We start from the raw sequence: 12,568 nt of genomic DNA, 5'->3' as shown, positions 1-12,568 counted from the left end.
TGTGCCCGAGCCATCGGCACAGCACCGACGCCGAGCCCAGCTCCAGCAAGCAAAAAGGCGAGCCAGCAAATCGCCCCACCCGCCCCCGCACCGCTGGCTATCCTCGTGCTCGTGCCATTCGCCCGCGCGATCGACGCCGACATCCACTACGAGGACAGCGGCGGGAGCGGCCCGGTGGTGCTGCTAGCACATGAATTCTTCATGGACCGGACGATGTTCGCGGCTCAGATGGCCGCGCTGGCACCGGAATTCCGGATCGTCTCGTGGGACGCGCGCGGTCACGGCCGCACCAGGGACGAGGGCCTGCCGTTCACCTATTGGACTGCGGCCCGCGACGCGCTGACCGTGCTCGACCACCTCGGCGCCGAACGTGCCGTGGTCGGCGGCACCGCACAGGGTGGCTTCACCGCGCTGCGCACCGCGCTCATCGCGCCGGAACGGGTGTCGGCGCTGATCCTGATCAGCACCGAGGCCAACGGCCCGACACCCGAGCAGTCCGACGCCACCCAGCAGTTCCTCGAGCAGTGGTACGACGACGGATCCCGCCAGCAGGCGGCAAATCAGCTGGCGTCCTGGCTGATCGGCGACGACAAGTGGTACCGGACCATCTGGACCACCCGCTGGATGCTGCGCGACTGCCGCGGCATCGAGGTCGCGGCGGGCTGCCTGCTCAGCCGGGATTCGGTGCTGGAGCGGCTGTCCGAAATCACCTGTCCCGCCTTGGTCATCCACGCCACCGACAGCGGCATCCCGCCCGACCGGGCCAAGCAGCTGACGGAGGGGCTCACCGGCGCCAGCTACGTCGAGATCGCGGGCGCCCGGCTCGCGGTCACCATGACGCACCCGGAGCCGGTGAACGTCGCCATGCGGCAGTTCCTGCGCGAGCGGATCACGCCCTCGCACGCACGGTAAGGCTCACGCGCGAACGCTGAGCCCGACCTTCTGGAACTCCTTGAGGTCGGAGTAGCCCGCCTTCGCCATCGAACGACGGAGCCCGCCAACCAGATTCAGCGAGCCGAACGGGTCGTCCGAGGGGCCGAACAGCACCTGCTCCAGGCTGGGGCGCACCGCGTCGCCGGTGCCCTCCTCGAGCTCCCATTCGACGCCGAGCAGCGAACCACGCGGCACCGAGGGGTGCGCGGCGGCGGACGGCCAGTACCAGCCGCGCCCGGGCGCCTCGGCGGCCAGCGCCAGCGGCACGCCGAGCATCGCGGCATCCGCACCACAGGCGATCGCCTTGGCGAGCTGCCCGGAGGTTTCGACGTCACCGTCGGCGATGACGTGCACGTAGCGCCCGCCGGTCTCGTCGAGGTAATCACGGCGCGCGGCCGCGGCATCGGCGATCGCGGTGGCCATCGGCACGCCGATACCGAGCACCTCGCGGGTGGTGGTCGCGCCGGGGAACGAGCCGTAACCGACGATGACACCCGCCGCGCCGGTGCGCATCAGGTGCAGCGCGGTCCGGTGATCGCTGACCCCGCCCGCGACCACGGGCACGTCCAGCTCGGCGATGAAGGTCTTGAGGTTCAACGGTTCTCCGTCGCCGACATGCTCGGCGGAGATGATGGTGCCGTGCACCACGAGCAGGTCGACGCCGGCCTGCACCAGCGCGGGCGTGAGCGCACGGGCGTTCTGCGGGCTCACCCGGACCGCAACCGTCACACCGGCCGCCTTCACCTGCGCGACAGCGGCAGCGAGCAGCTCCGGCTGCATCGGCGCGGCATGCAGCTCCTGCAACAGCGAGACGGCACGCTCGTAGCCGCCCTTACCGACGAGCTCGAGCAGCTGATCGATCTTCGCGGCGACATCCGCGTGCCTGGCCCACAGCCCCTCGCCGTTGATCACGCCGAGCCCGCCCAGCCGGCCGAGCTCGATCGCGAACTCCGGCGACACCAGCGCGTCGGTGGGATGCGTCAGGAACGGGATCTCGAAACGGTAGGCGTCGAGCTGCCACGACAGCGACACCTGCTTCGACGAGCGGGTCCGGCGCGAAGGAACGATGTCGACATCGTCCAGCTCGTAGGTACGCCGGGCGGTCCGGCCCATGCCGATCTCGACCATGTCGCGCACGTCTGTCTCCTATCTATTGGCCGCGCGGGCGCGGCGTGTTCGTGGCCCCCCGTGTACCAGCATCGCGTAGCGATTCGATGAGGGGTGGCGGTCGGGCGGCGGGTGGGCCTTGTTGCCGAGCGGACGAGACTCGCGCCTGCGGCGCATGCGCTTCGTCCACTCGGCAACAAGACGGGCCACGAACGGCGCTCGCAGAACTCGCGCTGTGGTGGCCGTGCTCGTGATGGGAGGCTGCGGCTCAGGCTAGCCGTCGGCGTTCAGCAGCTCGTCGCGTGCGCGGTCGGCGCCGGGTGTCGGCGGGCTGGTCCGGGCATGGGCGTACGGCTTCGTGTGCCATAGCCCGATCCCGAGCAGGTCTAGTTCCTGCACGGACCTTGCGGTCTCGTGCAGGACCATCATGCGGGCTAGCCGCGACCAGTGTAGTTAGGGGCCTCGACGGTCATCGTGATGTCGTGCGGGTGGCTCTCTTTCAGGCCCGCCGCGGTGATCTGCACGAACTGGGCTTCCTGCAGGTGCGCGATGGACTGGGAGCCGGTGTAGCCCATGGCCGCGCGCAGGCCGCCGACGAGCTGGTGGATGACCTGGTTGACCGGACCGCGGAACGGCACCCGGCCCTCGATGCCCTCCGGCACCAGCTTGTCCTCGGCCAGCACGTCGTCCTGGAAGTAGCGGTCCTTGGAGAAGGACTTGGCCTGGCCGCGGCCCTGCATCGCGCCGAGCGAACCCATGCCGCGGTAGCTCTTGAACTGCTTGCCGCCGACCAGGATCAGCTCACCGGGCGACTCGGCGGTGCCTGCGAGCAGCGAGCCGAGCATCACGGTGGACGCGCCCGCGGCGATCGCCTTGGCGATATCGCCGGAGAACTGGATACCGCCGTCGGCGATGACCGGGACACCGGCGGGCTTGCACGCGGCGACGGCCTCGAGGATGGCGGTGATCTGCGGCGCGCCGACACCGGCGACCACGCGGGTGGTGCAGATGGAGCCGGGACCGACACCCACCTTCACCGCGTCCGCGCCGGCCTCGACCAGCGCGGCCGCGCCGGCCCGGGTGGCCACGTTGCCGCCGACGATCTGGATCCGGTCACCGACCTCGGCCTTGACCTTGGTGACCATCTGCAGCACCTGCGCCTGGTGGCCGTGCGCGGTATCGACGATGAGCACGTCGACGCCCGCGTCGGACAGCGTCATGGCGCGCGACCAGGCGTCGTCGCCGACACCGACCGCGGCACCGACCAGCAGGCGGCCGTCGCGGTCCTTGGTGGCGTTCGGGTACTGATCGGTCTTGACGAAGTCCTTGACGGTGATGAGCCCGCGCAGCTTGCCGTTGCCGTCGACGATCGGCAGCTTCTCGATCTTGTGCCTGCGCAGCAGGCCGAGCGCGGCCTCCGCGGTCACACCCTCCTGCGCGGTGATCAGCGGCGCCTTGGTCATTACCTCTTCGACCCGGCGGTTCTGGTCGACCTCGAAGCGCATGTCGCGGTTGGTGATGATGCCCACAAGGCTGCCGACCTCGTCCACCACCGGCAGACCGGAGATGCGGAAGCGCGCGCACATGGCGTCGACCTCGGCGAGGGTGTCGTTCGGGCGGCAGGTCACCGGGTCGGTCACCATGCCGGCCTCGGACCGCTTCACGGTCTCCACCTGGGCGGCCTGATCGGCGGCGGCCAGGTTGCGGTGCAGCACACCCATGCCGCCCGCCCTGGCCATCGAGATGGCCATCCGCGCCTCGGTCACCGTGTCCATGGCCGAACTGACCAGCGGGGTCCGCAGCCGGATGTCCCTGGTCAGCTGGCTGGAGGTCTCCACAGAGCTGGGGATGAGATCCGAGGCGGCGGGCAGCAACAGCACATCGTCGAATGTGAGGCCGAGCATGGCGATCTTGTTCGGATCGTCACCACCCGTAGATGGGCGGACAGCGGTGCGTTCGCCCGATACGGGATTACTCATTCGGATCGACCCCTCCTGGACGTCGACAGCGACCGACGCCGGGGTCACCGGCGCCGCGCGCAGTTGATGGGATGGACTGGTGGCTCCGGGAATCGTGTCGGGTGCTCGCCGGGGCCTGACACCATGGTATCTGTCCCGCAAACTCATCGACGAAGTGAGCCCACCGGCGAAACTTGCGGCCTACATAGCTGGCGCAGACCACCCTGTTCTGCGTACCGTGGGGATGTGCGTGACCATCTACCACCTGGCTTGCCGCCGGATCCGTTCGCCGGAGACCCCTCCGACCCGTCCGCCGCGCTCGACGCCATCGAGCCCGGTGAGCCGCTGGATCCCCACGAGCGCCTTGCGGTCGAGGAAGATCTCGCCGACCTCGCTGTCTACGAGGCGCTACTAGCGCACCGCGGAATCCGCGGACTCGTGGTCAGCTGCGAAGATTGTCGGCAGGATCACTACCACGACTGGGACATGTTGCGCGCCAACCTACTTCAACTGTTGGTCGACGGCACCGTGCGCCCGCACGAGCCCGCCTACGATCCGACGCCGGAAGCGTATGTCACCTGGGACTACTGCCGGGGATACGCGGATGCCTCGATGAACGAGGCCTTCCACGGCGACGGATTCGACGGATTCGACAACTGAGGTTCGAGCCACCGAACCGATGACGCGTCCCCCGCCGGGGCTCGCGCACCGCGGCGTACAGCGCTGTGATTTTCACCGCACCGTCACGGGGGCGTGACACCCGGACAAACAGAAAACCGACTGCCCGTTGGCAATCGGTTCGCGTCCTGTTGGAAAGTTTCTCGGTGGTTGCCGGCTAACTGGTGGTCCCCGCGCCGCCGGACCCGGTGGGTACGACGAACGTGGTGCCCGGATTGCCTTGCGTCGGTACCCGAGTCGGTGCGCCGCCGTTGTCCGAGGTCGGCTGAACCGCCGTCGGTTCGGCCACGGTGGTCGGGTTCGGCGGCGGCTGGGTGACGGTCGGCTCCACCGTCGGCGGCGTGGTCACCGTCGGCGGCAGAGTCGGCTTGTCGTTGGTCGGGGTGGGCGGATCGGTGGGGTCGGTCGGCTGGTCGCTCGGATCGGCCGGCTTGGTCTGCTGCACCGGCGGCACCGTGGCGTCGACCGGCGGGACCGGCTTCGGCTTGGCACTGGTGCTGGTCACCGAGTCGGTCGGCTTCGTCGAGGTGCCCTGGTCCAACTGATCGGCCAGGTCGGTGTAGCCCATGGCACGCAGTTGGCTGACGAGTCGCTTCCACTCCAGCATCAACTGGTCGTGCTTTTGGGGGCTGTCCACCTGATCGGCGTTCACCCGCGCCTGCTCCAGGCGTTCCTTGGCCTGCACGGGGTTCTGATTGATCAGCTTCGCCGCTTCGTCCAGATCGGTGCCTGCCCGCTGCGCCACGGTGCTCTGGGCCGCCTGATTGAAGACGACCTCCTTGACCCTCCACAGCGGATCGCCGGGCTCGGAGTTGTAGGAGAACGCCGTCATGCCGCCGAAGACCAGGGCGAGTGCCGCCGCAGCGCCGAGCAGCGGGCGAACCAGCCGGAGCCGGCCACCGCCGCCCTGTGCGCCGACGCGCACCTGACGGGCGCCGATCTCCTGGTTCACCGCGGCAACGATCGCATCCAGATCCGGCGCCGCGGTCATCGGCGGTGCGATGATCTCGGCCCGCCAATCCGCGAGCATGGCCGCGAGTTGATATTCCTCCGCGCTGTCGGTCCGTACCGGGCCATCGCTTGCGATGGCGTCGATCAACGCATCGTCGCGGCGTACCGCAGCGATATCGACCGGGCCGGTGTCTCCGGACGCGTCGGCGTAGGGACCGCTGTTTCGCGATCCAAGCCGCGCTTTCCAGTCACCCCGACCGCGCTCGCCATCCCTAGCCATACATTTCACCTGCCCTCGCCACTTGAGACTTCAGTTTCGCGAGTGCCCTGTGCTGGGCCACTCGTATCGCCCCCGCCGTACTGCCCACGGCGACTGCGGTTTCTTCGGCTGACAAACCCATGACCAATCGCAGGATCAAGATCTCTCGATGTTTTTCGGGGAGTGTCGCGAGCAGACGGTTCATCTGCCTGCTCGTCTCCGATTCGAGAGCTCGTTGTTCCGGACCATGGTCGGTGGATATGACATCTGGTACTTCGGCCATTGCCTCCGCCTTGTTACGGGCGGCATTGCGATGGGCGTCGGCGACCTTGTGCGAAGCGATTCCGTAAACGAAGGCCATGAAGGGCCTGCCCTGGTCTTGATACCTGGGCAAGGCGGTCATCACGGCCAGACAGACCTCCTGCGCAACATCATCCGCGGAGAGCTGCCCACGCTCCGCGGCTCCGATCCGCGCGCGGCAATAACGCACCACGAGCGGGCGGATCATCTCCAGTACCTGAGCTAAAGCGGATCTGTCGCCCTGCGCAGCCGCAGCGACGGCGAGGTCCAACTCTTCGCCCATGTTCGTCATCGTCAGAGAGATTCCCGGCGTTACAAGTGGCACGGTCGTGATGACCAGTGCTTCCGCCGAAGCGGCGGAACGGAACTAACAATAGCGATACAGCGCCCGGAACAAGGCAACACGGTCACCGTTGGAACCATGGGCACCGCGCAACCTGATGCAGCCGGGCTTAACGCCCTACGGTCCGCTACCCCGCCGTGCTCGGCCGGAACCGGCCGCCACGTCGAACGATGGTCGCGGCACAGTCCTCGGCCTCCGCGGCGGCGCCCGGCACGGCCAACCCCGCGCGCAGCATCGCGCTCGCCCAGCGCAGCGGCAGCAGACCGTGTTCGCGGCACTGTTCGGCAACCTGCTCGGCGAGCGCGCGCGACCGGTCGTGGTCGTCCGCCGCCGCGGCCGCCGCGGCGACCAGCAACCGGGATTTGACCAGATGCCGCACCGACGGCGCGCGCTCGGCGAGCGCGAGCGCCGCCGCCGCATGTTCGGTCGCGGGCTCGACAGTGCCTGCGGCAAGGGCGGTTTCGGCGCTGACCCACTGTCGGCGGATGGCGGGCCGCCAGCCGAGCTCGGCCGCGGGCCGCACCGCCGCGCCGCGCGCGAGCAGCCGCCAGGCCAACGCCACCCGCCCGATGCCGAGCGCGTCGGCCGCGAGACCGGTCAGCGCGTCACTGATCGCGTCGCCGCGCTCGAACGGCAGCTCGGAGCGGACGGAATCCACCGCGCGGTCACCCAGCGCTCGCGCCGAGACCAAGGCCGCGGCCCGCCCGTCGCAGGCAGCGGCGCGGGCGTGCCAGCCGAGCTGGCGCAGCAGCGAACCCTCGGTGCTCGCGGCCAGCGAAAGCAGCACCGGATCCGTGCTGCGGGCGCGGACGACGCGCAGTTCGGCACGGGCCGCGGCATAACGACCCTGACCGCCGAGAATCACCGCTCGATACCACGACCCGAGCGCGTCGGGCGCCGTCGGCAACTCGGCAGCGGCGCGGCCGGGGCACGCGCCGAAAGCACTCTCAGCGAGGATCTCGAATCGGATATCTCCGAGCGGAGCAGGTACGAACACGGCCGAAACTCTAGCCGGGGTGCGCTGGAGATGGCCGGGAGAAAGACCGGAGCCCACCAACCGGCAACCACTCAGCATTTCCAACACTTTGCGATGTTTCCATCAGGTAAATCTCGTCCCGGCAATCCCCGAGCGCTCACGATCGGAATTCACACGCGTTTCGCGCAATTAACCTCTGCGCCCCGTTTCCGCCATCTCGGATCCGCTCGCACCACATGCCGTCGTGCGGCACTGTGACTACCCCCACCCGGTGGCCGATGGACTCTGACCGGGCCGATGCCCCTGAAAATAGGGTCTACCAGCGGAAATAAGTCCTGCCTCGGAGCAGCGCCGAGCCATCGGCCACTGGTCAACCGATCAGTATCGCCGGAACCAATGCGAAAAGTAAACAGCTCGGAGGTTAAATTTCGCAGCCTAAGATTTGGGAAACTACTGCGCCGAACTATTGACGGAATTTCGCGGCTGGACCTAACGTAGCTCATCGCCACGGTCGGCGCCGCGCGAAATTGCAGCGACCGCAACGGGCGAGCACAGGGGCACCCGCCGACACAGCGCCGTGGCCTACCACACTTTGCAGAACAACTGCTCGACAACGCTGACGAGCTCGCACCACGAGGAGTTCACACAATGCCCATGCCGACCCACCTCCCCGGGCCGAACGCCGATGTCTGGGATTGGCAGATGCGAGGGTCCTGCCGCGGGCAGGACTCGGCCGTGTTCTTCCATCCCGACGGCGAACGTGGCCGAGCCCGTACCGCGCGCGAGATGCGCGCCAAAGAGATCTGCCGGGCCTGCCCGGTGCTGATGCAGTGCCGCAGTCACGCACTGAAGGTCAGCGAGCCCTACGGCATCTGGGGCGGCATGTCCGAGACCGAACGCGAGATGCATGCCCGGCGCAATCGGCGCCGGATGGCGGTTTAGTTGAAATTCTTCCCATCCATACGGTGCGGTGCGCCGAATCCCTAGCAAACAACCGGCAGGCGATACGCGGTCACCACCGCCACGCCTGCAGCGGCGACCACCCGAAGCCGCACACCCTGTCGAGCCCTGCGTTTCGCGGTTAGCTATCGGCGTGTCACGGCGTGTCTCTTGTTAGAGCCACCTGGCGTGTCGAAGTTTTCCGCAAAGTCGCTGGGCCACAGGTGGTTTGCCGACACCCCAGCCGAAAGGAGGTTATAGCGGCACGCTACGGTGGTGACCGATGACACAGAATGGAGCGTTGTGACAACGCGGCAGCCGGCCGCAGAGGGCGACTCGTTCCGAAGAGATGCCTTCCCACCCGGTGTGGATTCTGCGGTTACGGCCCGCGCCGCCGAGAGCATCGAACTCGCCCTCCTGCTACATCGTTGCGGCGAGTCCGACCAGGAAGCCTTTGCCGAGCTATATGACCGGACGTCCGCGCGCGTCTTCGGTCTGGTGCTGCGCGTGCTGCACGACCCCGGCTATGCCGAGGAGACGACGCAGGAGGTCTACCTGCAGATCTGGCGCACCGCAGCCAGTTTCGACGCCGACAAGGGGTCGGCCGTGACGTGGTTGATGACGCTCGCCCATCGGCGCGCGGTGGACCGGGTACGCGCCGAGCAGGCGCACACCCAACGCGAGGTCGCCTACGGAATTCGGGTGCTCGGTAACGAATTCGATGAAGTAACCGAAGAGGTAGAGCGAAGGCTCGAACAACAGGCCGTCCTCGAGGGACTCGCGACACTGACCGAGACCCAGCGGGAGGCCATCTCGCTCGCCTACTACGGCGGGCGGACCTACGCGGAGGTCGCGCATTACCTCGGAGTAGGGTTACCGACCGTTAAGTCCCGAATTCGGGACGGATTGACACGACTCAAAAGAAGTTTGGGGGTGACGTGAGATGAACGAACGCCAGGTCGATCTCGCGCACACCGTCGCGCTCGGATCGATCGACGACGTAGACCACCATGAGGTGCAAGAACTGCTCGACACCGAGGACCCCGCCCTACGCGCGGAGTTCCTCAGGGAGATCGGGCAGACGAGAGAAGCACTCGCCGTGCTCGCCACCGCGACGGCGACCCCACCGCCTGCCACTCTGCGCACCCGGTTGCTCGCCGCCATCGCCGCCGAACAACCGGCTCCCCCGCCTCTCCGCGTATTCAGGCCATACGAGTAAGTGCCCCAAGACTCGCGTTCAGGGCCGGCGGTCGAGTGCCGAGCAGTTTTGGACGTTCCCGACGAGTTACCCATGTACTGACGAAATCAGCAGTCACGATCGCAAAACGAAAGCCCCCGGACCGAAGTCCGAGGGCCTTCTTGGTTTTTGGCCCAGCTCAGTGGCTGTGGCCGTGGTGGCTGTGGTCGGGCGCCTCATCGGCGGGCTTCTCCACAATCGCACTCTCGGTGGTGAGGATCATCCGCGCCACCGACGCCGCGTTCACGACGGCCGAGCGGGTCACCTTCACCGGGTCGACCACACCGTCGGTCAGCAGGTCTCCGTAGGTGAGGGTGGCGGCGTTGAAGCCGTCCTTGCCCTCGGCGACCTTGCTGACCACCACGGAGCCGTCCACGCCCGCGTTGGTGGCGATCCAGAACAGCGGCGCCGACAGTGCGGTCCGCACCACCTCGACGCCGACGGCCTCGTCGCCGGAGAGCGAGTCGCGCAGCTCGATCAGCTTGGCGGCCGCCTGCACCAGCGCGGAGCCGCCACCGGGCACGATGCCCTCCTCGACGGCGGCCTTGGCCGCGCTCACCGCGTCCTCGACCCGGTACTTGCGCTCCTTGAGCGCGGTCTCGGTGGCCGCGCCGACCTTGATCACCGCGACGCCACCGGACAGCTTCGCCAGGCGCTCCTCGAGCTTCTCGCGATCCCAGTCGGAGTCGGTGGCCTCGATTTCCCGGCGCAGCTGCGCGCTGCGGGCCGCGATGTCCTCTTTGGTGCCGACACCGTCGACGATGGTGGTGTCGTCCTTGGTGACGACGATGCGCCGCGCCTGGCCGAGCACGTCCAGGCCGGCCTCGCGCAGGGTGATGCCCAGGTCCGGGTTGATCACGGTGCCCGCGGTGACCACGGCCAGGTCGTCGAGGAACGCCTTGCGGCGGTCGCCGAAGAACGGCGCCTTCACGGCGACGGCCTTGATCGTCTTGCGGATGGAGTTGACCACCAGCGTGGACAGGGCCTCGCCCTCGACGTCCTCGGCGATGATCAGCACCGGCTTGCCGGATTCGGCGATCTTCTCCAGCAGCGGCAGGAAGTCCGGCAGCGAGCTGATCTTCTCGCGGTGCAGCAGGATGAGCGCATCCTCCAGCACGGCCTGCTGGCTGTCGGTGTCGGTGACGAAGTAGGGCGAGAGGTAGCCCTTGTCGAACTGCACGCCCTCGGTGACCACGAGCTCGGTCTGCGTCGTCGAGGACTCCTCGACGGTGACGACGCCGTCCTTGCCGACGACGGTCAGCGCCTTGCCGACCATCTCACCGATTTCCTCGTCCCGCGAGGACACGGTGGCGACCTGGGCGATCGCCGTCTCGCCGGACACCGGGGTGGCCGCGGCGAGCAGCGACTCGGAGACCGCGTCGGCCGCCTTGGCGATGCCGGAGCCGAGCGAAATCGGATTCGCGCCCGCGGCAACGTTCTTCAGGCCGGCCCGGACCATCGCCTGGGCCAGCACGGTCGCGGTGGTGGTGCCGTCGCCCGCGACATCGTTGGTCTTGGTGGCGACGCTCTTCACCAGCTGCGCGCCGAGGTTCTCGAACGGATCTTCCAGGTCGATCTCGCGCGCGATGGTGACACCGTCGTTGGTCACGGTCGGGCCGCCGAAGGCCTTCGCGAGCACCACGTGGCGGCCGCGCGGGCCGAGGGTGACCTTGACGGCGTCGGCGAGCTTGTCGACACCGCGTTCCAGAGCCCGGCGAGCCTTCTCGTCGAACTCGATCTGCTTTGCCATAAGTCCTATTCCTTGGATTTAAGAGCTGAGACGACTCTGCCCCGGTCCCCGCTCAGGGGAACCGGGGCAGTGTCATGACGACTCGATCCCGGCGGTCGGGTGAGCATGGAACGTCACCACTCGATCCCGGCTCACGCCGGAACGACCGCGCGGAGCGCGGGTCACTTGGTGACGACGGCCAGCACGTCGCGCGCCGACAGGATGAGGTATTCCTCGCCCTGGTACTTGATCTCGGTGCCGCCGTACTTGCTGTAGATGACGGTGTCACCTTCCTTGACGTCGACCGGGATGCGGTCACCCTTGTCGGTGACGCGTCCTTCGCCGACGGCGATGACGGTGCCCTCCTGCGGCTTTTCCTTCGCCGTGTCGGGGATGACCAGGCCGGAGGCGGTCGTCGTCTCGGCCTCGTTGGCCTGGACGAGGATCTTGTCCTCGAGCGGCTTGATGTTCACGCTCGCCACGTTGAGCCCTCCACTTTCAGGGGATGTCGTCCGCAACTGTTGTTCCGGACCATCGGTATCAGGTTTTGGTGCTGACCCTGTCGCATAGCCCCGTCGTCGCGGGTGCCGGGACCCCTGCTCAGAAGTCAAAACTGCTTGGCACAAGCACAGTGCGTCGACCGGAAGAACCGGCCGTACGCGTTCAGCAGTGCCGACTAGCACTCTATACATGAGAGTGCCAGCGCTCAAGGCCGGGATGTGCCAATTTCAGATCGCGCGGCCTTCCGGCATTCGCTCGCGCGAGCGCTCCGACAGACACGCGTGGTCGCCGACACGCCCAACGCACGCCCGGAGGGGTTTTCAACAGATCTGGAAAACTGTAACGTTCGGATAACGGATTGTGACAGTATTGACGACGGTCGCTGTCCGACCGCTGTGTTCGTCACGAACCAGTGCCGTCGGAGACCAGGGGTTGTCACAGAACGTACGTCGCTACAGCGCTCGGCGTCACCGAATACCTCAGCGTGATCCGAAGTTCCGGCGTCATCGAACACCCTGCGTCACAGAAGAACCAGCGTCACCCGAAGTACCCGCGCCACCAGAGCTGCATCAGAGAGCTAGCCACACGTGATCCATCGCCGGTCCCCGCGACCTATCCGGACTACGGGACCGCACCGGTTCCGCAATCCGAATCGTT

At 67.5% G+C, this 12,568-nt stretch carries 13 protein-coding genes; 5 read left to right on the top strand and 8 right to left on the bottom strand.

Annotated elements, in window-relative coordinates; all coding sequences use genetic code 11:
• Positions 1–111: 111 nt before the first annotated feature.
• Positions 112–912 (top strand): alpha/beta fold hydrolase, encoded by an 801-nt coding sequence (locus tag IBX18_RS14270; protein WP_107660035.1) that lies wholly within the window; start codon positions 112–114, stop codon positions 910–912.
• 3 nt (positions 913–915) lie between these two features.
• On the opposite strand, the gene IBX18_RS14265 is transcribed toward IBX18_RS14270, so the two are convergent.
• The 3 genes from IBX18_RS14265 to guaB form a co-directional block, all read right to left on the bottom strand.
• The gene (locus tag IBX18_RS14265; protein WP_147143790.1) at positions 916–2,070 is read right to left on the bottom strand and encodes a GuaB3 family IMP dehydrogenase-related protein; all 1,155 of its coding nucleotides are present in this window, start codon (positions 2,068–2,070) and stop codon (positions 916–918) included.
• A gap of 243 nt (positions 2,071–2,313) precedes the next feature.
• Complete coding sequence (locus IBX18_RS14260) at positions 2,314–2,469, bottom strand: hypothetical protein (protein WP_194834136.1); 156 nt, start codon at positions 2,467–2,469, stop codon at positions 2,314–2,316.
• A gap of 5 nt (positions 2,470–2,474) precedes the next feature.
• Positions 2,475–4,019 (bottom strand): IMP dehydrogenase, encoded by a 1,545-nt coding sequence (guaB, locus tag IBX18_RS14255; protein WP_135234891.1) that lies wholly within the window; start codon positions 4,017–4,019, stop codon positions 2,475–2,477.
• Between the two features lie 225 nt (positions 4,020–4,244).
• Between guaB and IBX18_RS14250 the strand changes: the two genes are divergently transcribed.
• A complete protein-coding gene (locus IBX18_RS14250) occupies positions 4,245–4,658 on the top strand; it encodes a DUF5319 domain-containing protein (RefSeq protein WP_022567296.1) in 414 nt (137 codons plus the stop codon).
• Positions 4,659–4,833: 175 nt separating this feature from the next.
• Here IBX18_RS14250 and IBX18_RS14245 read toward each other — a convergent pair whose 3' ends face one another.
• The 3 genes from IBX18_RS14245 to IBX18_RS14235 form a co-directional block, all read right to left on the bottom strand.
• The gene (locus IBX18_RS14245) at positions 4,834–5,907 is read right to left on the bottom strand and encodes an anti-sigma-D factor RsdA (protein ID WP_194834135.1); all 1,074 of its coding nucleotides are present in this window, start codon (positions 5,905–5,907) and stop codon (positions 4,834–4,836) included.
• Complete coding sequence (locus tag IBX18_RS14240; RefSeq protein WP_107654257.1) at positions 5,900–6,478, bottom strand: sigma-70 family RNA polymerase sigma factor; 579 nt, start codon at positions 6,476–6,478, stop codon at positions 5,900–5,902. Before IBX18_RS14240 ends, IBX18_RS14245 begins: the two co-directional genes overlap by 8 nt.
• Positions 6,479–6,656: 178 nt before the next feature.
• Complete coding sequence (locus IBX18_RS14235) at positions 6,657–7,526, bottom strand: hypothetical protein (protein WP_194834134.1); 870 nt, start codon at positions 7,524–7,526, stop codon at positions 6,657–6,659.
• Positions 7,527–8,153: 627 nt separating this feature from the next.
• Here IBX18_RS14235 and IBX18_RS14230 point away from each other — a divergent pair.
• The 3 genes from IBX18_RS14230 (at position 8,154) to IBX18_RS14220 (ending at position 9,663) form a co-directional block, all read left to right on the top strand.
• Positions 8,154–8,447: a WhiB family transcriptional regulator gene (locus tag IBX18_RS14230; protein ID WP_014981828.1), complete on the top strand. Its 294-nt coding sequence runs from the start codon at positions 8,154–8,156 to the stop codon at positions 8,445–8,447.
• A 363-nt stretch (positions 8,448–8,810) separates the two neighbouring features.
• Complete coding sequence (locus IBX18_RS14225; RefSeq protein ID WP_107654256.1) at positions 8,811–9,386, top strand: sigma-70 family RNA polymerase sigma factor; 576 nt, start codon at positions 8,811–8,813, stop codon at positions 9,384–9,386.
• Position 9,387: 1 nt separating this feature from the next.
• Positions 9,388–9,663 carry a hypothetical protein gene (locus IBX18_RS14220; protein ID WP_194834133.1) on the top strand — a complete coding sequence of 92 codons (276 nt, stop codon included), beginning with the start codon at positions 9,388–9,390 and terminating at the stop codon, positions 9,661–9,663.
• 157 nt (positions 9,664–9,820) lie between these two features.
• Here the strand turns inward: IBX18_RS14220 and groL are convergent, their stop codons facing one another.
• Together groL and groES are read right to left on the bottom strand one after the other, a co-directional pair.
• Positions 9,821–11,431, bottom strand: a complete 1,611-nt coding sequence (groL, locus tag IBX18_RS14215) for a chaperonin GroEL (RefSeq protein WP_194834132.1) — start codon at positions 11,429–11,431, stop codon at positions 9,821–9,823.
• Between the two features lie 161 nt (positions 11,432–11,592).
• Positions 11,593–11,892 carry a co-chaperone GroES gene (gene groES, locus IBX18_RS14210; protein ID WP_014981824.1) on the bottom strand — a complete coding sequence of 100 codons (300 nt, stop codon included), beginning with the start codon at positions 11,890–11,892 and terminating at the stop codon, positions 11,593–11,595.
• Positions 11,893–12,568: the final 676 nt, after the last annotated feature.

Origin of the sequence: Nocardia sp. XZ_19_369, from assembly GCF_015355715.1 — a bacterium.
GTDB lineage: Bacteria > Actinomycetota > Actinomycetes > Mycobacteriales > Mycobacteriaceae > Nocardia.
The sequence above is the reverse complement of the archived record's forward strand: the minus strand, read 5'-3'. Positions and strand labels throughout refer to the sequence as shown.